Source organism: Providencia sp. Je.9.19, from assembly GCF_051129765.1.
Lineage (GTDB): Bacteria > Pseudomonadota > Gammaproteobacteria > Enterobacterales > Enterobacteriaceae > Providencia.
On record NZ_JBCPSS010000002.1, the window covers coordinates 714,452 to 738,605 of the forward strand.

Annotated in this window: 23 protein-coding genes and 1 rRNA gene; 17 read left to right on the forward strand and 7 right to left on the reverse strand. The window is 38.6% G+C overall.

The annotated features are described in order from the left end of the window. Positions 1–24: 24 nt before the first annotated feature. The 8 genes from fabZ (at position 25) to tilS (ending at position 9,888) form a co-directional block, all read left to right on the forward strand. Complete coding sequence (gene fabZ / locus AAZR93_RS12465) at positions 25–477, forward strand: 3-hydroxyacyl-ACP dehydratase FabZ (RefSeq protein WP_336430522.1); 453 nt, start codon at positions 25–27, stop codon at positions 475–477. A 1-nt stretch (position 478) separates the two neighbouring features. Continuing rightward, complete coding sequence (gene lpxA, locus AAZR93_RS12470; RefSeq protein ID WP_434719969.1) at positions 479–1,276, forward strand: acyl-ACP--UDP-N-acetylglucosamine O-acyltransferase; 798 nt, start codon at positions 479–481, stop codon at positions 1,274–1,276. Between the two features lie 55 nt (positions 1,277–1,331). Beyond that, a complete protein-coding gene (lpxB, locus tag AAZR93_RS12475) occupies positions 1,332–2,483 on the forward strand; it encodes a lipid-A-disaccharide synthase (RefSeq protein ID WP_434719970.1) in 1,152 nt (383 codons plus the stop codon). Beyond that, positions 2,483–3,076: a ribonuclease HII gene (gene rnhB / locus AAZR93_RS12480; protein ID WP_294106919.1), complete on the forward strand. Its 594-nt coding sequence runs from the start codon at positions 2,483–2,485 to the stop codon at positions 3,074–3,076. The genes lpxB and rnhB overlap by 1 nt, the downstream gene beginning before the upstream one ends. A gap of 11 nt (positions 3,077–3,087) precedes the next feature. Beyond that, a complete protein-coding gene (dnaE, locus tag AAZR93_RS12485) occupies positions 3,088–6,570 on the forward strand; it encodes a DNA polymerase III subunit alpha (protein ID WP_434719971.1) in 3,483 nt (1,160 codons plus the stop codon). A gap of 12 nt (positions 6,571–6,582) precedes the next feature. Then, complete coding sequence (gene accA / locus AAZR93_RS12490) at positions 6,583–7,542, forward strand: acetyl-CoA carboxylase carboxyl transferase subunit alpha (RefSeq protein ID WP_336430525.1); 960 nt, start codon at positions 6,583–6,585, stop codon at positions 7,540–7,542. Positions 7,543–7,634: 92 nt separating this feature from the next. Continuing rightward, positions 7,635–8,510 carry a DMT family transporter gene (locus AAZR93_RS12495; protein ID WP_434719972.1) on the forward strand — a complete coding sequence of 292 codons (876 nt, stop codon included), beginning with the start codon at positions 7,635–7,637 and terminating at the stop codon, positions 8,508–8,510. A 25-nt stretch (positions 8,511–8,535) separates the two neighbouring features. After that, positions 8,536–9,888, forward strand: coding sequence for a tRNA lysidine(34) synthetase TilS (tilS, locus tag AAZR93_RS12500; RefSeq protein ID WP_434719973.1), 1,353 nt, complete (start codon positions 8,536–8,538; stop codon positions 9,886–9,888). A gap of 69 nt (positions 9,889–9,957) precedes the next feature. Here tilS and rof read toward each other — a convergent pair whose 3' ends face one another. Beyond that, positions 9,958–10,221, reverse strand: coding sequence for a Rho-binding antiterminator (rof, locus tag AAZR93_RS12505; protein WP_294106924.1), 264 nt, complete (start codon positions 10,219–10,221; stop codon positions 9,958–9,960). A 272-nt stretch (positions 10,222–10,493) separates the two neighbouring features. Here rof and nlpE point away from each other — a divergent pair, with 272 nt between their 5' ends. The 7 genes from nlpE (at position 10,494) to chbG (ending at position 16,994) form a co-directional block, all read left to right on the forward strand. Then, positions 10,494–11,150 (forward strand): envelope stress response activation lipoprotein NlpE, encoded by a 657-nt coding sequence (nlpE, locus tag AAZR93_RS12510; protein WP_434719974.1) that lies wholly within the window; start codon positions 10,494–10,496, stop codon positions 11,148–11,150. Between the two features lie 386 nt (positions 11,151–11,536). Beyond that, complete coding sequence (locus AAZR93_RS12515; RefSeq protein ID WP_434719975.1) at positions 11,537–11,857, forward strand: PTS sugar transporter subunit IIB; 321 nt, start codon at positions 11,537–11,539, stop codon at positions 11,855–11,857. A gap of 112 nt (positions 11,858–11,969) precedes the next feature. Continuing rightward, positions 11,970–13,328 (forward strand): PTS N,N'-diacetylchitobiose transporter subunit IIC, encoded by a 1,359-nt coding sequence (gene chbC, locus AAZR93_RS12520; RefSeq protein ID WP_294106929.1) that lies wholly within the window; start codon positions 11,970–11,972, stop codon positions 13,326–13,328. A 139-nt stretch (positions 13,329–13,467) separates the two neighbouring features. Next, positions 13,468–13,812, forward strand: a complete 345-nt coding sequence (chbA, locus tag AAZR93_RS12525) for a PTS N,N'-diacetylchitobiose transporter subunit IIA (RefSeq protein WP_294106930.1) — start codon at positions 13,468–13,470, stop codon at positions 13,810–13,812. 44 nt (positions 13,813–13,856) lie between these two features. Then, positions 13,857–14,720, forward strand: a complete 864-nt coding sequence (chbR, locus tag AAZR93_RS12530) for a transcriptional regulator ChbR (RefSeq protein ID WP_434719976.1) — start codon at positions 13,857–13,859, stop codon at positions 14,718–14,720. A 112-nt stretch (positions 14,721–14,832) separates the two neighbouring features. Continuing rightward, entirely contained in the window at positions 14,833–16,185 is a 1,353-nt protein-coding gene (locus AAZR93_RS12535; RefSeq protein ID WP_434719977.1) for a 6-phospho-beta-glucosidase, read from the forward strand. 53 nt (positions 16,186–16,238) lie between these two features. Then, complete coding sequence (gene chbG / locus AAZR93_RS12540; protein ID WP_434719978.1) at positions 16,239–16,994, forward strand: chitin disaccharide deacetylase; 756 nt, start codon at positions 16,239–16,241, stop codon at positions 16,992–16,994. 90 nt (positions 16,995–17,084) lie between these two features. Here the strand turns inward: chbG and proS are convergent, their stop codons facing one another. The 6 genes from proS to metN form a co-directional block, all read right to left on the reverse strand. Then, on the reverse strand, positions 17,085–18,815 hold the full coding sequence (gene proS, locus AAZR93_RS12545; protein ID WP_434719979.1) for a proline--tRNA ligase: 1,731 nt from the start codon (positions 18,813–18,815) through the stop codon (positions 17,085–17,087). 120 nt (positions 18,816–18,935) lie between these two features. Then, positions 18,936–19,655 carry a tRNA (N6-threonylcarbamoyladenosine(37)-N6)-methyltransferase TrmO gene (gene tsaA, locus AAZR93_RS12550; RefSeq protein ID WP_294106939.1) on the reverse strand — a complete coding sequence of 240 codons (720 nt, stop codon included), beginning with the start codon at positions 19,653–19,655 and terminating at the stop codon, positions 18,936–18,938. A 6-nt stretch (positions 19,656–19,661) separates the two neighbouring features. Further along, positions 19,662–20,063 carry an Rcs stress response system protein RcsF gene (gene rcsF, locus AAZR93_RS12555; RefSeq protein ID WP_294106941.1) on the reverse strand — a complete coding sequence of 134 codons (402 nt, stop codon included), beginning with the start codon at positions 20,061–20,063 and terminating at the stop codon, positions 19,662–19,664. A 125-nt stretch (positions 20,064–20,188) separates the two neighbouring features. Continuing rightward, on the reverse strand, positions 20,189–21,010 hold the full coding sequence (locus AAZR93_RS12560) for a MetQ/NlpA family lipoprotein (RefSeq protein ID WP_294106943.1): 822 nt from the start codon (positions 21,008–21,010) through the stop codon (positions 20,189–20,191). Between the two features lie 60 nt (positions 21,011–21,070). After that, entirely contained in the window at positions 21,071–21,724 is a 654-nt protein-coding gene (metI, locus tag AAZR93_RS12565; protein WP_294106945.1) for a methionine ABC transporter permease MetI, read from the reverse strand. After that, positions 21,717–22,748, reverse strand: a complete 1,032-nt coding sequence (gene metN, locus AAZR93_RS12570; protein WP_336430536.1) for a methionine ABC transporter ATP-binding protein MetN — start codon at positions 22,746–22,748, stop codon at positions 21,717–21,719. The genes metI and metN overlap by 8 nt, the downstream gene beginning before the upstream one ends. A 170-nt stretch (positions 22,749–22,918) precedes the next feature. Here metN and gmhB point away from each other — a divergent pair, with 170 nt between their 5' ends. Both gmhB and AAZR93_RS12580 read left to right on the forward strand, forming a co-directional pair. Next, a complete protein-coding gene (gene gmhB, locus AAZR93_RS12575) occupies positions 22,919–23,485 on the forward strand; it encodes a D-glycero-beta-D-manno-heptose 1,7-bisphosphate 7-phosphatase (RefSeq protein ID WP_434719980.1) in 567 nt (188 codons plus the stop codon). Between the two features lie 545 nt (positions 23,486–24,030). Then, positions 24,031–24,154 (forward strand): 16S ribosomal RNA (locus tag AAZR93_RS12580); the annotation flags it as partial.

Genomic DNA, 24,154 nt, shown 5'->3' on the forward strand with positions numbered 1-24,154 from the left:
TTAATAGACAGGAAGAGTATTTCGATGAGTGATAATCATACTCTGAATATAGAAGAAATCTTAGAACTACTTCCACACCGTTACCCGTTTCTTTTGGTTGACCGTGTATTGGATTTTGACGCAGGCAAATCTTTACGTGCAGTAAAGAATGTCTCTTTCAACGAGCCGTTTTTCCAAGGGCATTTCCCTAGCAAACCGATTTTTCCGGGTGTGTTAATTTTAGAAGCGATGGCGCAAGCTACCGGTATCTTAGCATTCAAAAGCTCGGGCAAATTAGAACCGGGTGAATTGTATTATTTTGCAGCAATAGATAATGCGCGTTTTAAACGCCCTGTTTTACCAGGAGATCAAATGATCCTGGAAGTCGAGTTCATTAAAGAGCGTCGTGGTGTTGCGCGTTTTAAAGGTGTTGCAAAAGTTGATGGAGAAATAGCCTGCGAAGCAGAAATGATGTGCGCCCGTCGTCGCGAGGTCTGATATGATTGATAAAACTGCTTATATCCACCCTTCATCTGTTGTCGAAGATGGCGCTATTATTGGCGCCAATGTTCACATCGGCCCTTTTTGCTATATTGGAGCTGACGTTGAAATTGGCGAAGGCACTGAACTGAAATCTCACATTGTTATTAACGGACATACTAAAATTGGTCGTGACAACGTGGTATTTCAGTTTGCCTCTATTGGTGAAATAAACCAAGATCTAAAATATCAAGGCGAGCCAACTCGTGTTGAGATTGGTGATAGAAACCGTATTAGAGAAAGCGTCACTATTCACCGTGGAACTACACAGGGTGGCGGCTTAACTAAAGTGGGCGATGATAACTTATTGATGGTTAATGTGCATATTGCGCATGACTGCTTAATTGGTAATCGTTGTATTATTGCAAATAATGGTACTCTCGGTGGACATGTCACTTTGGGAGACTTTGCAATTATTGGTGGTATGACCGCAGTTCATCAATTTTGTCAAATCGGCGCTCACGTCATGGTTGGCGGCTGTTCTGGTGTTGCACAAGATGTTCCTCCTTATGTGATTGCGCAAGGTAACCACGCAACACCATTTGGCTTGAACCTCGAAGGATTAAAACGTCGCGGTTTTGATAAAGAATCCCTACATGCTATTCGTAACGCTTATAAAACGTTATATCGCTCAGGTAAATCTTTAGAGGAAGCGCGCGAAGAAATTGCTGGAATGGCGAAAAATAATTCGCATGTACAAGTGTTCAGTGATTTCTTAGAAGAATCAGCACAGTCTAAACGTGGTATTATTCGTTAATATCTATTTTTATAGATAGGAATGATATTAGGCCTTTATTAAGGAGCGAATTTCGGTGAATAACAACCGCCCACTTACTATTGGCCTTGTTGCCGGAGAAACATCTGGTGATATTTTAGGTGCAGGGCTTATCCGTGCACTGAAAGAACAGGTACCGAATGCGCGTTTTGTCGGTGTCGCAGGACCTCTTATGCAAGCAGAAGGCTGTGAAGCTTGGTACGAGATGGAAGAGCTTGCTGTGATGGGAATTGTTGAGGTACTTGGTCGTTTACCTCGTCTCCTGACTATTCGTAAAGATTTAACCAAGCGATTCACTCAATTACAGCCCGATATTTTTGTTGGTATTGATGCCCCTGATTTTAATATTACGCTTGAAGGAAGATTAAAGTCTAAAGGTATCAAAACCATTCATTACGTTAGCCCATCTGTATGGGCGTGGCGTCAGAAGCGCGTGTTTAAAATTGGCCGTGCAACTAACTTAGTACTTGCCTTTCTTCCCTTTGAAAAAGCGTTCTATGACCGTTTTAATGTTCCATGTCGTTTTATTGGACATACGATGGCGGATGCAATACCGCTTCATCCTGATAAACAAGCGGCAAGGGCGCGTCTTAATATTCCTGAATCTACGAAATGTTTAGCCTTGTTACCGGGAAGCCGTCATTCTGAAGTTGAAATGCTAAGTGCTGATTTTTTAAAAACAGCTAAGATTTTGCATCAGCACTTTACTGATTTACACATTGTGGTGCCTTTGGTGAATGAAAAGCGGCGTGAACAATTTAATGCTGTTTGGCAGGAAGTTGCCCCTGAACTCAATGTTCATATTTTAGACGGTCAAGCGCGTGATGCGATGATGTCTGCGGATGCGACGTTATTAGCGTCTGGTACGGCGGCACTCGAGTGTATGTTAACTAAATGTCCAATGGTTGTGGGTTACCGTATGAAACCCTTTACTTTTTGGTTAGCAAAACGATTAGTTAAAACGCCTTATGTTTCGCTACCTAACTTATTAGCGGGTACTGAAATTGTGAAAGAGCTATTACAGGATGAATGCCAACCTGAACAATTAGCTCAGCAGCTTACCCCATTATTAGAGGGGGGGGAGCCGGTGGAAAAATTAAAACAAACTTTTTTACAACTGCATGAACTGATCCGTTGTGATGCAGATAAACAAGCTGCGGATGCAGTATTAGATTTGGTTAGGAAATAATGGATTTTATATACCCTAAAGCCAACTTAATTGCTGGCGTAGATGAAGTCGGCCGTGGGCCTTTAGTTGGTGCGGTAGTCACTGCTGCTGTTATCCTTGATCCTAATAATCCTATTCTTGGATTAGCAGATTCAAAAAAGCTCACAGAAAAAAAACGTGAAAAGTTATTTGTTGAAATCCAAGAAAAAGCCCTTTGTTGGAGCATTGCTCGTGCAGAGCCAGAAGAAATTGATAATATCAATATATTGCATGCGACTATGTTAGCCATGCAACGAGCAGTTGCAGGATTATCAATCACACCTGATTTTGTTTTAATCGATGGTAATCGCTGTCCTAAATTGCCGATGCCTTCGCAAGCGGTAGTGAAGGGTGACAGCTTAGTACAAGAAATTAGTGCTGCATCTATTTTAGCTAAAGTGATAAGAGATAGAGAGATGGTTGAACTTGACAAAGTTTTTCCTGAGTATGGATTCGCAAAGCATAAAGGCTATCCGACAGCTTATCATTTAGAAAAACTGACGTTGCATGGGGCAACTGAGTTTCATCGTAAAAGCTTCGCCCCTGTGCGACTTGTTTTGGCAATGAAAGGGTAGGTATCAGGTTGATGGTTTCTCCTCGTTTTATTCACTTACGTGTTCATAGTGACTACTCTATGATAGATGGGTTGGCTAAAACCAGCCCATTAGTCAAAAAAGTAGCTGCAATGGGGATGCCTGCATTTGCAATTACTGACTTTACTAACCTTTGTGGTTTAGTTCGATTTTATGCTGCAGCCCATAGTGCAGGTGTTAAACCTATTATTGGTGCAGATTTTTATGTTGAAAGTGAGCTATTAGGTGATGAGATTTCTCACTTAACAGTGCTTGCTAGGAATAATGAAGGTTATCAAAATCTTACACTTCTTATTTCTGAAGCTTATCAAAAAGGTTATGGTGCTATTGGCCCAACAATACAGCGTGATTGGTTAGCGAAACATAAAGAAGGTTTAATTCTACTTTCAGGCGGACGTAAAGGTGATGTAGGCCAGTGCTTACTACGAGGTAATCAAGCTCTAGTTGATGAATGCCTCGAATTTTATGAAGCACATTTTCCTAATAGCTACTATTTAGAATTAATAAGAACAGGCCGATCAGACGAAGAAAGCTATTTACATGCTGCTGTTGAGCTAGCCGCCAAAAAAGGTTTGCCAGTTGTTGCGACGAATGAAGTGTGTTTTCTTGAAAGTAGCGACTTTGATGCACATGAAATTCGTGTTGCAATTCATGATGGTTTTACGTTAGTTGATCCTAAAAGGCCTAAAAATTATAGTCCTCAGCAATACTTACGTACTGAAGAAGAGATGTGCGAGCTATTTGCTGACATCCCTGAAGCACTAGAAAATAGTGTAGAGATTGCTAAGCGCTGTAATGTAACTATTCGTCTTGGTGAGTACTTTTTGCCACAATTCCCTACGGGGGAAATGAAGACTGAAGACTTTTTAGTCATGTGCTCACAAAAAGGCTTAGAAGAACGCCTTGAATTTCTTTTTCCTGATGAAAAAGTTAGAGCTGAAAGACGTAAAGAATATGATGAACGTCTAGAAATTGAATTAAATGTCATTAATCAAATGGGTTTCCCTGGTTACTTTCTTATTGTTATGGAATTTATCCAGTGGTCGAAAGATAATGGCGTTCCTGTAGGCCCAGGGCGTGGTTCTGGCGCGGGTTCGCTCGTCGCTTATGCATTAAAAATTACGGATCTTGATCCATTAGAATTTGACCTACTGTTTGAGCGATTTCTCAACCCAGAACGTGTTTCAATGCCCGATTTTGACGTTGACTTCTGTATGGAGAAACGCGACCTAGTTATTGATCATGTCGCTCAAATGTATGGACGTGATGCGGTATCACAAATAATTACATTTGGTACCATGGCCGCAAAAGCAGTTATTCGTGATGTAGGACGAGTTCTTGGGCATCCTTATGGTTTCGTTGACCGAATTTCAAAGCTGATCCCTCTTGATCCAGGTATGACACTGGAAAAAGCATTTGAAGCTGAGCCTCAGCTTCCTGAAGTTTATGAAGCAGATGAAGAAGTTCGAGCGCTGATAGATATGGCGCGTAAACTGGAAGGTGTTACGCGAAACGCAGGTAAACATGCGGGTGGTGTGGTTATCGCACCAACAAAAATTACTGATTTTGCTCCACTTTATTGTGATGCGGAAGGCAAAAACCCAGTTACTCAATTTGATAAAAATGATGTTGAGTATGCTGGTTTAGTAAAATTTGACTTCTTGGGTTTGCGTACACTCACGATTATCAACTGGGCGTTGGAAATGATCAACGCGCGGCGTAGTAAGAAAAATTTAGAACCTATTGATATTGCAGCTATTCCTTTACAGGATCAAAAAAGCTTCGATATGCTACAGCGTTCAGAAACAACGGCGGTATTCCAGTTAGAGTCCCGCGGTATGAAAGATCTGATTAAGCGCCTGCGGCCTGATAGCTTTGAAGACATGATAGCCCTTGTGGCACTTTTTCGCCCAGGGCCGCTGCAATCAGGCATGGTGGATAACTTTATTGACCGTAAACATGGTCGTGAAGAAATATCTTATCCTGATGTCGAATGGCAACATGAATCATTAAAACCTGTTCTAGAGCCAACTTATGGTATTATTTTATACCAAGAACAGGTTATGCAAATTGCTCAGGTACTTGCTGGATACACACTCGGCGGCGCAGATATGTTGCGTCGTGCTATGGGTAAAAAGAAACCTGAGGAGATGGCTAAGCAGCGTTCTGTTTTTGAAGATGGTTCTATCAAAAATGGGGTTGATGGTGAGCTTTCGATGAAAATCTTTGACTTGGTAGAGAAATTTGCCGGTTATGGATTTAATAAATCTCACTCCGCTGCTTATGCATTGGTTTCATATCAAACCTTGTGGCTAAAAGCTCACTATCCTGCTGAATTCATGGCTGCGGTAATGACTGCGGATATGGATAATACAGAAAAAGTTGTTGGTTTGGTTGATGAATGCTGGCGGATGGGACTAAAGGTATTACCGCCAGATATTAATAGTGGTTTATATCACTTCCATGTGAATGATGAAGGTGAGATAGTTTACGGCATTGGCGCAATTAAAGGGGTTGGAGAAGGGCCGATAGAGGCCATCGTTGAGGCTCGCCAAGAAGGTGGGATCTTCAAAGAGATTTTCGATCTTTGTGCTCGTGTTGACATTAAAAAAATTAACCGCCGTATGATGGAAAAACTGATCATGGCGGGTGCATTTGATCATTTAGGACCGCATCGTGCAGCGCTGATGTCTTCCTTGGAAGATGCATTAAAAGCTGCTGATCAACATGCGAAAGCGGAAGCTATTGGGCAAGCAGATATGTTCGGTGTTCTTGCTGATGCACCGGAACAAGTTGAAAGCTCATATGCAAGCGTGCCTAAATGGCCAGAGCAAGTTGTACTTGAAGGTGAAAGAGAAACATTAGGGCTTTATTTAACAGGGCATCCAATAACACGCTACTTAAGTGAGATTGAACGCTACACTAATGGCCTTAGATTAAAAGATGTGAACCCTACCCCTCGTGGTCAAATGACAACTGTGGTAGGTTTAGTACTTTCAGCTAAAGTCATTACAACTAAACGTGGAAATAGAATTGGTATCTGTACACTTGATGATCGTTCCGGTCGTTTGGATATTATGCTATTTTCTGATGCGTTAGATAAATACCAACATATGCTGGAAAAAGATAATATCCTGATAGTCACCGGTCAGGTCAGCTTTGATGATTTTAACGGTGGTAATAAAATGACAGTGCGTGAATTAATGGATCTTGGTGAAGCAAGAGAAAAATACGCACGCGGACTTGCGATATCACTGTCAGATAAACAAATTAACGATCAATTGTTGAACCGGCTTCGCAGCACTCTTGAACCTCACCGTTCAGGAACGATCCCAGTTCATTTGTATTATCAGAAGGATGATGCCAGAGCCAAACTTAAATTTGGCGTTGTTTGGCGTGTGACACCCGTGGATCCCCTTCTGAACGCTCTTCGAACTCTGCTGGGTAATGAGCAGGTAGAATTAGAATTTGACTAAAATAGGAATATTATGAGTCTGGATTTTCTTGATTTTGAACAGCCAATTGCTGAATTAGAGGCGAAAATTGATTCCCTAACTGCAGTTAGTCGTCAAGATAACAATTTAGAAATCAACCTGGATGAAGAGGTTGCACGTTTACGTGAAAAAAGTGTTGAGCTAACACGTAAAATCTTCTCTGATCTGGGAGCATGGCAAATTGCTAAGCTCGCTCGACATCCACGTCGTCCTTATACTTTGGATTATATTCCACGTATATTTACTGATTTTCAGGAATTAGCAGGGGACCGTGCATACGCTGATGATAAAGCTATCGTGGGGGGAATGGCTCGTTTAGATGGCCGTCCAGTCATGATTATTGGTCATCAAAAAGGGCGTGAAACAAAAGAAAAAATCCGTCGTAACTTTGGTATGCCTGCACCAGAAGGTTATCGTAAGGCACTGCGCCTGATGGAACTTGCAGAACGTTTTAATCTCCCTATTATTACTTTCATCGACACACCAGGCGCATATCCAGGTGTTGGTGCAGAAGAACGCGGTCAATCTGAAGCGATTGCACGTAATCTACGTGAAATGTCACGCCTATCCGTTCCTGTTATCTGTACTGTTATTGGTGAAGGTGGATCTGGTGGCGCTTTAGCTATTGGTGTTGGTGATAAAGTGAATATGCTGCAATACAGTACTTATTCTGTTATCTCACCAGAAGGTTGTGCTTCTATTTTATGGAAAAGTGCAGATAAAGCCCCATTAGCGGCCGAAGCGATGGGAATTACCGCACCACGCCTTAAAGAGTTGAAATTAATAGATAATGTTGTGCCTGAGCCATTAGGTGGAGCACATCGTAATTATGATGCTATTGCAGAATCACTCAAAGCACGTCTTGTTGAAGATCTTGATGCACTTGATGAATTTGATAAAGAAGCATTAAAAAATCGTCGTTACCAACGTCTGATGGACTATGGTTATTGCTGATTTTTAATAATTAATTCTACTAAAAAACGGGAGTATGGTTTTACCAGCTCCCGTTTTTTATTTGCTTGCAATCACATGCAGAAGGGCTGGCAATGCGCCAATATAATTATTTGATCTATGCATTAGTGTGCGTACTAATATGGAGCTTTATCCCTATTGTGTCGCGTTTTGGACAAGATGGTATGGATAGCTTTCAATTTTTATTTTGGTCTAATCTCATTTCAGCAATTTCGGTCATATTTGTTGCTTTGCTTGCTGGCTATAAACCAACTAAATTATTCATTCTTTCTGTTGATATTTTAATCAAAGTATTTGTTCTCGGTGTTCTTGATTGTCTATTTTATCTACTTTTATACTATGGCTATTCTATTGAAAATGGCATTGCAGTGCTTGTTATTCAATATAGTTGGCCTTTAGTGATTATTTTATTATCGGTTTTTTTATTAAAAGACAAATTAGCAGGACGGCAGATTATAGGCGTGGTGATTGGTTTTATTGCTGTTATCATCACGTTTACTAAAGGACAAATTACTCAGCTACAAGTGGAAAACCCAACGGCTCTTTTACTGGTATTTAGTGGTGCATGTTGTTTTGCTTTGATGTCTGTATTTTCTCGCCGATATTCTATCGATCCTTATATTAGTACTGTCTGGTTATTTATTTTTTCTACGTTAACTTCACTGGCTTTATTATTTTTATTTAGCGAAATACAACTCCCGTCAGAAGCATCGCTGTGGCCTACAATAATTAACGGTGTCTTGATCAATGGAGTATCCTATATTTTATGGTTTAAGGCGATGAATACAGGTCACTCGGCAAAAATTGCATCAATAGTTTTCTTATCTCCAGTATTATCGGTGATTTGGTTAGTTTTAATTTTAAGTGACCCTTTTGAGATGGCATATATTATTGGAATAGTATTAGTGATCATCTCTGGGATTTTATGTGTTGGTTTTGGTAAAAAATAGAAAAATTAGTGGGTAAGGACAAGTAATGGATAAGCAATCACAGCTCATTATTGAGCAGGTATTCAGTAAAATTGGCGATTTTAAAAAAATACTCGTTGGATTCAGCGGTGGTATTGATTCAACTGTCCTACTACATGCCCTTTATCAAATAAAAAAAACTTGCCATCCATCACTACAAATTCGAGCAATTCATGTCCACCACGGTTTGAATATTAAAGCAGATTCTTGGGAGGCTCATTGTGCTTTATTATGTCAACAATGGGATATCCCTTTTATTTGTTGCCATGTTTTGGTTGATCCTGCCAACAATGGATTGGAAGCCGCAGCACGAGAGGCTCGTTATCAAGCTTATCGAGACGAGTTACTCGATGATGAAATTATTGTTACAGCGCAGCATTTAGATGACCAAGCGGAGACGTTTATGTTAGCGCTTAAACGTGGAAGTGGCCCGGCAGGATTATCATCCATGCCTGAATTATTACCTTTTGCTATAACAGCCGGCACAACGTATTTACTGCGCCCTTTATTGTCGATTGCTCGTGTTAATTTAGAACACTATGTTCAAGACAATCAATTACGTTGGGTTGAAGACGACAGTAATCAAGACGATAAATATGATCGAAATTATCTTCGATTACGTATAATGCCATTATTATCAGCTCGTTGGCCACATTTCCCGAGTGCGATAGCGCGTAGCGCTTCTTTGTGCGCCGAGCAAGAATCGTTACTTGATGAGCTATTGCAAGATATTCTCGATGAAATGATGGATTATCGTGGTGGCTTATTTATTGATAGTTTGCATGATTGCTCAATCGCAAAAAGAAATGCGTTAATTCGTCGTTGGATAGGTTTACATCAATTACCGATGCCACCTTTTAACCAATTACAGCGTATTTGGCAGGAAGTCGCATTAGCACGTCAAGATGCGGAGCCTATTTGTCGGTTAGGAAATGTTGAAATAAGACGTTATCAAAGCGCTTTGTGGATCGTCAGGCGTATTAGTTCGTTAGCGAATAAACAATATGATTGGAATTATCCAGAAAGTTTCATTTTGCCTGAATCCCTTGGTAAGCTCTATATTATGCAAGGGCAGGGACAAATCCGTCCACCATATCAACATGAAAAAGTGACAGTGCGCTTTGGTTTACAAGGAATTATTAACATTGTAGGCCGTACTCATTCTCGAAATAGTAAAAAAATATGGCAGGAATTAGGTATTGCACCTTGGATGCGTGAGCGGACACCTTTGGTTTATTATAATGATGAGTTAATTACAGCGGTAGGATGCTTTGTGACGCCAGCGGGTTATATTGGCGAAGAACAACTCGGTATTGCGATTGATTGGCAAAAAAATGATGAATTTCAAATACCGTTGTAATGACTAGAATGAGAAACCCCTTATGACTGTGACCATCATAAGGGGCATAGAAGAACTCAACTGCGAGTATTAGTGAGAGTGGTCGACAATTATCGTGCCGATTTCAGGATGACTGAAGGTATTAATACAATCCAAACGTAGCTCCATTGTGCCATCATGTGTTTCAACAATCAGGTATTCTACTTTTTTACGCAGAAGCAAATCACTGGCTTGCCCTTCAATATTCTCTCCGCCATTAAGTTTAATCTGTAACTTCAACTGGCGTTGGCATGCGATTTCTAGATATTCGTAATCATCACAATTGATAGGTTGATATTCAGTATCTGTAGACATATTCCCTCACCACTGTGTTAGTGGCGGTTATTGCCGCCTTGAACATTTTGTATCAAGCAAAAACATGCTTAATACGATAATAGCATAGTAATTTTAATAACTATAATCGGCGCTAGATGAAAAAGACAATTCTTATTCATTAAATTAATGAATGACGTATTTTATCAGTAATGTCCTAATTATCTTATGTGCCCCATCTTTTTGCTGCCCGAGATGATACGATGTTGTTATTAGTTAAAGAGTTAAACATGAATGTTCACAAGGGAATTATAATGAATAAGTCACTATTATTAGTCTTAATGGCGGTCGGTACAGTTACATTAGCTGGTTGTCAAAGTGCAGCGAAAAATCCAAATACAGCACAAATTGATAATGCATATACTGGCGTTATCCCTTGTGCAGACTGTTCTGGTATTGAGGCAACTCTGTTAGTTAACCAAGATGGCAGTTACGTCGAGCAGTTGATTTATATGGGTACAAAAGAAGGTAATCGTGCATTCCATGATGCAGGTAAATGGGATGTGGACGGTGAAAAATTACGCTTAACGAATGAAAAAAATGACCTAACTTATTTTGCTAAAGCAGCAGATGGTAAATCGGTCACTTTACTTGATTTGGAAGGCAATCCTATTGAAACACAGATGAATTATACCTTAAATCAAGTCACACCAAGCAAAAAAGTGGGGCAATACCGTTACATGGCGGATGCGGCAGTATTTACTGAATGTGAGTCTGGCCGTCAATATTCCGTATCAGGTATTGAACTCGAAAAAGGCTATAGTGAAACAGGTGTAGAAGGTGGCACACCTGTATACGTTGAGGTGGAAGGTTATTATTCAGTACGCCCTTCTATGGAAGATGGTCAGTTTGACTCAGCACTTATTCCAACCGGAAAAGCTAAATTTGATAAGAGTGCTGCTTGCCAATAATTTAATGATCTAACCTTACTCTCCTAAATTTTAAAGGCCCAATGCTTATATCATTGGGCCTTTTTGTCGTTTAAATAATTAAAATTCATGAAAATACTCTGATTTTTTTACTTATTTCAAAAAAGATGTGCTTTTGATATCAGTATAACTTTTTAATTGACGCGAAATATTTGCATAAATGTGAAGAGGGTCATGGCGATAGGTCAATGAGAGACAATTATAGATAACAATGAAATATCGAAAAATAGGGAATGTACGTATACTGCCTTCAACTAGAAGTAATTTAGTGGCTTTATGTGCTTAAGACAAAAAAACATAAGTCTATAAAAAAATTTATAAATTACAGAAGAAACCAAAAAATAATTAGAACTGCTTAAGGATAAAGAATGAACAAGAAAAATATCTACTTATTTTGTTCTGCTGGAATGTCTACTTCTCTATTAGTTAACAAAATGAGAATTCAGGCAGAAAAATATGATGTTCCAGTCAATATTGAGGCCTTCCCAGAAAGTTTGGCCGCTGAAAAAGGTATTGATGCGGATTTAGTGTTACTGGGACCTCAAATTGCTTGGATGTTAGACGATATTCAAAAGTTATTACCGAGTAAACCTGTTGTGGTTATCGACTCGTTATTGTATGGGAAAGTTGATGGTCTTGGTGTATTAAAAGCCGCAGTTGCAGCAATTAAAAATAAAACGACAAATTAAACTTAGAGAGCTACTTACTACCTCTACTAAATAATGACTCCATCACTATGAGACTATCACTACAGGGTTGTCACTAGAAAATGGAGCACACTCAAAAATTGAGGGTATTCTTATGAGTCTCGCAATAAATTCGCTTGAAAAGGCACTCCTCCCATTCGCGGTAAGATTGGGAAAGCAGCCTCATGTTAATGCAATAAAGAATGGTTTTATTCGTATTATGCCACTGACTTTAGTTGGGGCAATGTTTGTTCTTATTAATAACGTTTTTCTTAGCTTTGATGTCGGGTCGTTTTTCTATTCTATGGGGGTTCGATTAGAACCGAGTACGATAGAAACAATTAATGGATTTAAAGGAATTGGGGGGAATGTCTATAACGGAACCCTCGGTATTATGTCATTGATGACACCTTTTTTTATTGCGATGGCATTAGCTGAAGAACGCAAGGTTGATCCACTCGCTGCAGGTCTGCTTGCTATAGCTTCATTTATGACCGTAACGCCTTATGAAGTTAATGGTGCTTATGCTGTTGGTGCTAATTGGCTTGGTGGTGCAAATATTATTTCAGGTATTATTTTGGGATTAGTTGTGGCCGAAATGTTTACCTTCATAGTGCGTCGTAACTGGGTCATTAAATTACCTGATAGCGTTCCTCCTTCAGTTGCTCGTTCATTCTCTGCATTAATTCCTGGTTTTATTATCCTATCTATTATGGGGATAATTTCATGGTCATTGAGTGGTATTAGTACTAACTTTCACCAAATAATCATGGATTCAGTTTCAACACCACTCGCCTCAATGGGTAACGTTGTCGGCTGGGCATATGTGGTATTCACATCACTATTATGGTTTTTTGGTATTCATGGTTCGTTGGCATTAACGGCACTTGATAGCGGTATTATGACGCCATGGGCATTAGAAAACGTCTCCTTATATGCTGAATACGGTTCGGTAGATGCCGCAATCGCTGCGGGTAAGTCATTCCATATGTGGGCTAAGCCTATGTTGGATTCTTACGTATTCTTAGGGGGTACAGGGGCAACGCTTGGGTTAATTATTGCTATCTTTATTGCATCACGACGTGCTGATCATCGTCAAGTTGCTAAGTTGGCACTACCCGCGGGTATATTCCAAATTAATGAGCCTATTATTTTTGGACTGCCGATTATCATGAACCCTGTAATGTTTATCCCATTTCTTCTTATTCAACCTTTACTCGCAGGAATTATGGTCGCCGCTTATTACTTAGGGATTATCCCGCCGATCACAAATATTGCACCTTGGACAATGCCAACAGGACTAGCTGCATTCTTTAACACTAATGGTAGCGTTGCCGCTCTATTGCTTGCTTTGTTTAACCTTGGTGTTGCGGTACTAGTTTACTTACCATTTGTTGTCATCTCGAATAAGGCACAGAACACGATTGATGAAGAAGAAAGTGAAGAAGATATTGCTAATTCATTGAAATTTTAAAGCTAGAGGAATTAATCAAAAAATAAGTTAAGTTGCATGTTAGTGATAAACGAAGTTAGTTTGAGTGATGAAATGTAGTAGATCACCATGCAACTTGCATATGACAAAGATATTTTTCCATTATGAAAGAGATAAAGTTATGTTTGAATTAGATGATATTCAAGACGATACAGTAAGTGAGTTAGAAGAAGTTGTTATGGGGTTAATTATTAATGCTGGGCAAGCTAGAAGTCTTGCTTATACTGCACTAAAAAAAGCCAAAGAAGGTGATTTTGCTACAGCTAAAAGTTTAATGGAGCAATCTCATTCTGCTTTGAATGAAGCACATAAAGTACAAACAAAACTAATTGAAGACGATATGGGTGAAGGGCGAGTAAAAGTTAGCCTAGTGCTTGTTCATGCTCAAGACCATTTAATGAATGCGATGTTAGCTCGTGAGTTAATTACTGAGTTAATTGAGCTTCATGGAAAAATAAATAGTTAAAAGGTTGAACAGATAAAAAGCAAACCGATAGAAAGGAGATTATAATGCAGATATTAATGAATAGAACAGACATTGCTGCGGATATTAAATTAGTTCAAGAACGTGAGCTTTTTAATAATAAAACCTTTCATGTCGTTATTTATAATAAGATTGAAAGTGCCACTGGGTTACATCAACATGATTATTATGAATATATGATTGTTTTAACTGGACGCTGCTATCAAATAATTAATGGTAAACGGGTTCTATTGGAAAGAGGCGATTTTGTTTTTTTACCAATTGGCTCTAATCATATGAGCTCTTATGAGTTTGGTGCAACGCGAGTATTAAATGTTGGAATAAGTAAGTCATTTTTTGACAAACATTATTTGTCATTACTTCCTAGTTGCTTTGTTGCCTCTCAAGGGTATCAATTAAAAAATGAATTTATGGCTTATATTGAGTCAGTAATCGCATCACTAAACTTTCGTGATAGTGAATTTAATGAATTTGTCGAGTTAGTGACATTTAATGTGGTCAACAGATTGCGTCATTATCGTGAAAAAAGCCTGCAAGATGATGCACCTATGTGGCTTAAAACGACATTGGAAGAAATGCATGATATTGCTATGTTTAGCGAAAGTGCATTACAAAACATGATTACAATTACGGGTAAATCTCAAGAGTATCTAACTCGAGTTACTAAACGTTTTTATGGAAAAACGCCAATGCAACTTATTAATGATATTCGAATCAATTTTGCAAAAAAACAATTAGAAATAACAAATTATACAATTACAGATATTGCTTTTGAATCTGGATATAGTAGCCCAAGCTTATTCGTGAAGAAATTTAAAGAGTCAACATCATTAACTCCAAGCGATTACCGAAAAAATCTTTTTAGCGTTGAACAACGTGTCGGCGGTTAAATATTCACTGATGTAATTAGCTTTAATTAGCTACATTTTTTGAGCACAACCATTTTTAATTAGAAATGGTGTGCTTTTCTATACTTAAAATACAAGGTTATATGGAGTTAATATGACTAAAAAATTGAAAATTGTTACTATAGGTGGTGGTAGTAGTTATACTCCTGAGCTATTAGAGGGTTTCATTAAGCGTTATCATGAACTTCCAATAACTGAATTATGGCTTGTTGATGTCGAAGAGGGAAAAGAGAAGTTAGATATTATCTTTGACCTTTGTCAGCGAATGGTTAAGCACGCTAACATTCCATTAAAAGTGTATAAAACACTGGATCGTAAAGAAGCGCTGAAAGATGCTGATTTTGTGACAACTCAGTTACGAGTTGGCCAATTAAAAGCGCGAGAAATCGATGAGTCAATACCATTAAAGTATGGTTATTTAGGGCAAGAAACTAATGGTGCTGGTGGCCTTTTTAAAGGACTACGTACGATCCCTGTTATTTTTGACATTATAAAAGATGTTGAAGAAATATGTCCTAACGCATGGATCATTAACTTTACTAATCCAGCTGGTATGGTCACAGAAGCCGTTTATCGACATACAAATTTCAAACGTTTTATTGGGGTATGTAATATTCCAATTGGTATGAAAATGTTTATTACAGATGTACTGAATTTAACGGATAAAGACGAATTATCAATCGACTTATTTGGTTTAAACCATATGGTTTTTATTAAAGACGTTATTGTTAATGGCAAATCACGTTTTAATGAGTTATTAGATGGAATTGCATCGGGAACATTAAGTGCTAACTCGGTTAAAAATATTACAGATTTAGCCTTTGATGAAGGGCTGATCCGTTCATTAAATTTAATACCATGCTCATATTTATTATATTATTTTAAACCTAAAGAAATGTTGGCGATTGAGCTTGGTGAGTATTACAAAGGTGGAGCAAGGGCTCAAATTGTACAAAAAATAGAGCACCAGTTATTTGAGCTTTATAAAAATCCTTCGCTAGATGTGAAACCAAAAGAGTTAGAATTACGAGGTGGGGCTTATTATTCAGATGCTGCTTGTGAAGTTATTAATGCAATTTACAATGACAAAAATACTGAACATTATGTAAATATTCCGCATCTAGGTAATATTGATAATATTCCAGCAGACTGGACTGTAGAAATGACCTGTACTTTAGGGCGTAATGGTGCGACACCACACACTAGAATCACACATTTTGATGATAAAGTGCTTGGGCTTATTTACACTATCAAAGGTTTTGAAATTGCGACAAGTCGCGCTGCAACTAATGGCGACTTTAATGATATTTTATTAGCAATGAACCTTAATCCTTTAATACATTCAGACAAAGATGCTCGTCAAATAGCAAAAGAGTTGGTAATTGCACATAAAAAGCATCTTCCTAAATTTGAAAAAGCAATAAAGCAGCTTGAGCAAGAAAAGTAAATACGATTATTAGCGGTAAAGCTAGTTATCTGGGTAAATAGAAGGAAATAATAATGACATCGTTATTGATTGTTAATGCCGATGATTTTGGGCTATGTCAGGCAGTTAATTATGGCATTATTGAGTCTCATCGAAATGGTATTGTTCATTCGACAAGTGCGATGATGAATATGCCTGGTATATTCCATGCGGCTAAATTAAGCCATGAATATCCTACGCTAGCAGTTGGTATGCATTTTGTATTAACTGCTGGAACGCCATTATCATCGATACCATCATTAACCCGCGAGGGAATGTTAGGTAAGTGGCTATGGGAGATAGATTCGAGTGAATTAGCATTAGACGAAATTGAGCAAGAATTACATCGTCAATATGATTATTTTGTACAAGTGTTTGGTCGAAAACCAAGTCATATTGATAGTCATCACCACGTTCATATGCTCGCGGGTATTTTTCCTATTGTTGTTAATTTTGCACAAGAAAAAGGCATTGCCCTGCGGGTTGATCGCCAATTAGAAAAAAATTGGCCACCAATGTCTTATTCGGTCACGAGTACGGATTATTTTAGTAGTGATTTTTATGGCGATGAAATTACAGAATCTTTATTTCTTAAGATACTTGATGAGTCAAAACAACGTGGAGATAGTTCAATTGAAGTGATGAGCCATCCTGCATATATTGATAATGCGTTATTGAAAAGTAATTATGCTTATCAGCGGTTAATTGAACTAGATGTGTTAACGTCAGCAGCGCTAAATGCTCAAATTTTAGAACGTGGTTTTAAACTTGGTTCGTATTTAGATCTTTAATAATAAGCCCAAACTCTAATAGATGATAAATATTATCAATTATCTTGAGTTCGGGCTTTTTTAATTTTATTAATTTAGATCGTTAATCAGTTACTTTTTCAGGCACGAGGCCAGTTTTCCTTTTAGGAAAGTCACTACATTATCAAGACCAACGAGTTCTTTATCATCACTACGGCGAGCTTTGTATTCAATCTGATTGTTATCTAAATTACGGTCACCAATAACAATAGTATATGGGACACCAATCAGTTCCATGTCAGCAAACATCACGCCTGGACGCTCTTTCCTATCATCAAAAATCACATCAATACCTTGTGCTTTTAGATCTGCGTACATTTTCTCAGCAACTTCTTTAACGCGATATGATTTATGCATATTCATCGGTAAAATAGCTACTTGGAATGGTGCAATGGCATCTGGCCAAATAATTCCGCGCTCATCATGGCTTTGTTCGATAGCGGCAGCAACAATACGTGTTACACCGATACCATAACAACCCATAGTAACGATTTGGTTGTGGCCTTCTTCGTTTTGCACTGACGCTTTCATAGCCTCGGAATATTTTGTTCCAAGTTGGAATATATGACCAACTTCAATACCACGTTTAATGAGCAATGTTCCTTTGCCATCTGGGCTAGCATCACCTTCAACCACATTACGTAAATCAAAAGTACTAGGTAATGTTAGGTCACGTTGCCAGTTGATACCAAAATAGTGTTTACCATCAATATTAGCACCGGCCCCAAAATCACTCATTACAGCGACACTACGGTCAATGACGATAGGTAATGGCATATTGATTGGGCCTAAAGAACCTGGGCCTGCATTAACGGCTTTTTTGATCTCTTCTTCAGTTGCAAATTCCAGTGGGCTGGCAACTAAAGGATGTTTCTCAGCCTTGATTTCATTAAGTTCGTGGTCGCCACGAATTAACAATGCAACTAATGTATGACCCGAATCTTCTTTTGCATGAACAATCAGTGTTTTAACTGTTTTTTCTATCGGTAACTGGAATTGTTCTACCAGTTCAGCAATCGTTTTTGCATTTGGCGTGTCGATAAGACGCATTTCTTCAGTTGGTGCTGCACGCTCAATCGCTGGAGCAACGGCTTCTGCAAATTCAATATTCGCCGCAAAATCAGACTCTGTTGAGAAAACAACATCATCTTCACCACTTTGTGCAAGAACTTGGAATTCATGAGAGGCACTGCCGCCAATAGAGCCGGTATCTGCTAAAACTGCACGGAAATCAAAGCCAATACGGGTGAAAATTTTGCTATAAGCCGCATACATTTCATCGTAAGTTTCTTGTAGTGATTCTTGATTTATATGAAAGGAATATGCATCTTTCATAATAAATTCACGTGAACGCATTACACCAAAACGTGGGCGAACTTCATCACGAAACTTAGTTTGGATTTGAAACAGATTCAAAGGAAGCTGTTTATAAGACGTAATTTCATTTCGAACTAAATCTGTAATGACTTCTTCATGGGTAGGGCCAAGAACGAAAGGGCGTTCTCCACGATCAGCAAAACGCAGTAATTCAGGACCATATTGCTCCCAACGTCCACTCTCTTGCCATAAGTCAGCAGGTTGCACGACAGGTAATGACACCTCAATAGCGCCTGCATTTTCCATTTCTTCACGAACGATATTTTCTACTTTACGCAGAACACGCACACCTGTGGGTAGCCAGTCATAAAGACCAGAAGCAAGTTTACGGATCATTCCTGCACGCAGCATCAGTTTATGACTGATAACTTCTGCATCCGCAGGGGTCTCTTTTAGAGTTGAGAGCAGATATTTGCTAGTACGCATTGTATAGGTTCCATTAGAACAACAAATTTTGGTAGGCGGCGTGCTTACCAAATAAATTATGGCTGCTATGCAGCATTATAGAGAGCTAGTCTACCAGTGACGGTGAATTGTCAAAAGGGGTTAAATGTTTTTTTCATTACGTTCGATGGAGAATACTTCAGTCACGCTATCAATGACGCGCCAACGAACATTAAAATCGAGTAGATGAACTGCATAATCACGAATTTCAGTTGATTGTTTTTTATAAGCAGGACGAGGGTCTTGCATTAACACTTGTTCGATAAATTGCGCAAGCCCAGGATATTCATTTTGATATATTTGCAGCTCTTTTTGTGCTTGAGAACTAAAAATAACGTGCATGTTATCTGATGGGGCATCTTGCGCATATCCAGCTTCAGCCGTTGTAATTGCCTCAGCAAAAGGCAAGTACGGTTTAATATCAATGACTGGCGTTCCATCAACAAGATCAAGGCTACCAAGCTCTAAGATGACTTGATTATTTTTTGTAATAACACCCTTGAGTTCAACAAGCGACATACCAATTGGGTTAGGTCTAAAAGTTGAACGTGTTGCAAATACGCCAAGCTTTTCATTACCACCAAGTCTTGGCGGGCGAACTAAAGGTTTCCAACCCCCTTCCATGGTTTGATGGAAAACAAATAATACCCAAATATGACTAAATTGGGTTAATCCCCTGATTGCGTTTTGGTCATTGAAAGGAGGGTGTAAATGTAGTCGTCCAGAGCCACCTGGAACAAGTCCAGGTTGGCGTGGAATGGCAAACTTTTCCTTATATGGTGACTCTATATGCCCAATGGCATTAAATTGGAAAGATTGCATTTTTGATTATTCAACAATTTGTAGTGCACTACCTTCGCAGATTGTTGCTTGATAACAGCCTGGCGAAGTCATGGTTTGACACTGGTGTAATAGCACGGCATCAGCAGCAATGTAGGCTGCTTGAGTTAGCATACTTGTTTTTGCTGAATTAAGGTTTGCTGGTGGGCTTTGAACACTTTCTCTGCATGATTCACCTGAGACAACCCCTAAATCTTTAAAGGGCATTCCTAACAATTCCTCAGGGCTATTCATTAGTTTTACATTGGCTGTGTCTGCTTTAGTAACGCTAGGCACTGGTTTAGACAATTTCATACTAGAGAAACCTTTATTTTGCCCTGGACTCGTGTATTGATTAATTCCACACCCAGCTAAAACAAAAGCTGCTAAGGTGAGCAATAACAGTCTCATAAATTATACCTTTCTTATATGTTTATAAAATTTCTTCGCTATATGTAGTTTATCTATATTACAAAAAATACTAGATGGCACGAAGCCATCTAGTATATTAAACAGTTTTTTACCAATATAAAAGATTACCAGCCTTTAACTGCACCACCATCAAAGACTTCATTTGCTTTACTTGCTACTTCATTTGATTGATATGCTTGAATAAACTTCTTCACATTCTCGCTATCTTTATTATCTTCACGAGCAACAATAACGTTTACATAAGGTGAATCTTTATCTTCAACAAATAAACCATCTTTTGCTGGAGTCAATTTTGGTGTTGCACTACTTGCCCAAGTGGTATTGATGATTGCCAATGCGATTTTTTGGTCATCAAGTGAACGAGGTAGTTGTGGTGCTTCTAACTCAACAAATTTTAAGCCTTTTGGATTTTCAACAACATCCAAAACAGTTGGCATCAAACCTGTGCCATCTTTTAATTTAATTAAGCCTTGCTGTTGCAGCAGTAATAAAGAACGGCCTAAATTAGTTGGGTCATTTGGTAGAGCGACTTGTGCTCCATCAGCTAGTTCATCAACAGATTTAATTTGTTTAGAGTAAGCTGCAATTGGGTAAATAAACGTATTACCTACTGGCACTAATTTATAGTTACGGTCTTTAATTTGTTGTTCAAGATAAGGTTTATGTTGGAATGCATTCGCATCAATATCACCTTTACTTAAAGCTTCGTTTGGTAAAACAAAATCATTAAATGCAACTAACTCAACATTTAAGCCATATTTTTCTTTAGCGACTTTTTGTGCAACTTCAGCAACTTCTAACTCTTTGCCCATAATCACACCGACTTTAATACTATTTGGATCTTTTTCTTTTTCGCCACAGCCAACAAGAACTAATGAGCCTAATAGCGCGCCGACTACTGCAATAGATTTTAACTTGATAGACATAATTGACCCCTATAAACACTTTCATTTATAGCACCCTAACGGCGCTGCTATTTTTACAGACTATCTATGTGACACTTTCTTCATTAAATATTCACCACTAAATTGAATGATGAATACTAAGATAATTAACAACACAAGAACGGTATTCATAATCATTGGATTATAAGTGTAGTAGCCGTACTGCATTGCAATTTGTCCTAAACCACCTGAACCAACAGCACCACCCATTGCGGAATAGCCGACTAACATAATTAAGGTAATCGTTGCTGCGTTAATGATCCCAGGTAATGATTCAGGTAATAAAACCTTTCTAATAATTTGTAATGGGGTTGCACCCATTGCTCTTGAAGCTTCAATTAGGCCACTTGGAACTTCTAATAATGCATTTTCTACCATGCGTGCTATAAAAGGAATTGCACCAACAGTCAACGGGACTATCGCACCTTCTATTCCAATAGCTGACCCAACAAGAAATTTGGTAAATGGGCTTATCCAAACTAATAAAATAATAAATGGAATGGAACGGAAAATATTCACTACAGATGAAATGACACTATAAAGAAGCGTATTTTCCATCACTTGCCCACGACGTGTAATAAATAGCAAAACACCAGTAGGTACACCCATAATGAAGCCTAAAATGGCAGAAACGATGGTCATGATAATCGTATCAATCGTTCCTGATATAAGCAGTGCAATCATTCCCTCAGACATACCCTAAAACCTCTACTTTTACATGGTGTTCTTTTAAAAATTCAATTGTGGATTCAATTCCACCATTAACGCCGTGTAATTCTGCTAACATCACGCCGAATTTGACACCACCTGCGTAATCAATTTGCGAGCTTAATATATTAATATCAATGTCAAATTTACGAACCACCATTGAAATTAAAGGTGCGTCAACAGATTGGCCTGTGAACTCAAGTTTTAATAATGGTGATAAATCTTGAGCTGGTTCATTTTTCAGACGCTCTTTATAGTCATCAGGAATATCAATAACTAAAGTTGATTTAATAAATGCTTGAGCAATAGGCGTTTTCGGATGGGAGAAAACTGCGCTGACTTTATCTTGCTCAATTAATTGACCATCACTGATGACTGCAACTTGATCACAAATACGTTTTACAACATCCATTTCATGAGTGATAAGTAAAATAGTTAATCCTAATCTACGATTAATATCTTTAAGCAACTCAAGGATAGAACGAGTAGTTGCAGGATCTAATGCACTGGTTGCTTCGTCACAGAGTAAAACTTTAGGGGAGTTCGCAAGTGCGCGAGCAATAGCAACACGTTGTTTTTGTCCCCCTGAAAGGTTTGCTGGATATGCGTCTTTTTTATCAGTCAAGCCAACCAGTTCAAGTAATTCATTAACACGCTCTTTAATTTTATTTTTAGGTGTATTGTCCAACTCAAGAGGTAGTGCAATATTATCGAAAACAGTACGTGATGATAATAAGTTAAAGTGTTGGAAAATCATGCCAATACCGCGACGCGCTCTTGTTATTGATTTTTCAGGTAGTGCAGTCAAATCTTGACCATCTACAATCACTTGGCCTGATGTTGGACGTTCAAGCATGTTTACACAACGAATGAGCGTACTCTTTCCAGCCCCTGATGCACCAATGACGCCATATATCTGACCAGCAGGTACATGCAGGCTAATATTCGTTAGCGCCTGAATGTTACGGCTTCCTTGCTGGAAAACTTTATTTATATTTGAGAGCTTTATCATTTATGTTTTCTGACTTTTACCAAAATAGTTATTTAGATAGTGTATCTAATATACTTGGATGTTAAGGCGTCTAGACGTCTAAGTCAATAAAGTTTGATCTATTTATTCTATTCTCATTTATTTTCTTTTCGTGAGATACTAAAAAACATTCAAGTTAGAGGAGCAAACAGGTGAGTAAAGGTATACCAGCAATTTTCTTAGATAGAGACGGTACAATTAATATCGATCACGGCTATGTGCATAAAATAGATGACTTTCAATTTATCGAAGGTGCTATTGAAGCTATGGCTGAATTGAAAAAAATGGGTTATGCACTCGTTGTAGTCACTAATCAATCAGGCATTGGTCGTGGTGTTTATACTGAAGATCAATTTATGCAATTAACGGAATGGATGGATTGGTCGCTGGCAGATAGAGACGTAGAACTTGATGGAATTTATTTTTGTCCTCATCATCCTGAAGCAACAATAGAAGAATACCGAGAAGAGTGTAATTGCCGTAAGCCAAAACCGGGTATGTTACTAGATGCACAATCAGTTTTAGATATCGATATGGCTGCCTCTATTATGGTTGGCGATAAACTTGCTGATATACAAGCAGGGAAAGCAGCACATGTCGGTACGACTGTACTGGTTAAAAGTGGTCAAAAAATAACTGATGAAGCAATTTCGAGTGCGGATATTGTTATAAATAGCATCGCAGAGCTACCAGAAGCTTTAAAAAGAATCAAAAAATAGGCGTTTTGGGTAATAAGTCAGCGGTTGAAAAAGTTTTTCAAAAAAACACTTGCTAGAATTCTCTGACTCCCTATAATGCGCATCCACTGACCGGGAACAAGACAACGCAAAGCGCGATGAACACTGAAACGGCAGCGAGAGAATCTGAAAAGATAAGCGAAAAAAAAGCTTGACTCTCCATGAGGAAAACGTATTATACGGCTCCTCGCAACAACGACCTGATTCACAGAATTTAGTGTCGACATCGAAAGATGAGTTGCAGCGCTCTTTAACAATTTATCAGACAATCTGTGTGGGCACTCACAAGACACTATCAAAAATGTATTATTTGAAGTTAAAGTCTTGAAGAGTGACTAACACGTTAATTGATATTTATATCTATTAACAAATAACAATTCGATTGTGGAAGGATAACGCGAAGGCCAGTTGAAAATTTCCGAGACAGTACTTAGGTACGGCGAGGAGAGTTGAAACGCAGCCGACAAAGTTAGCCGAACAGAAGCGGATTGTTTTAACAGTTTAATTCTTTGAGCATCAAACACTTTTAATTGAAGAGTTTGATCATGGCTCAGATTGAACGCTGGCGGCAGGCCTAACACATGCAAGTCGAGCGGTAACAGGGGAAGCTTGCTTCTCGCTGACGAGCGGCGGACGGGTGAGTAATGTATG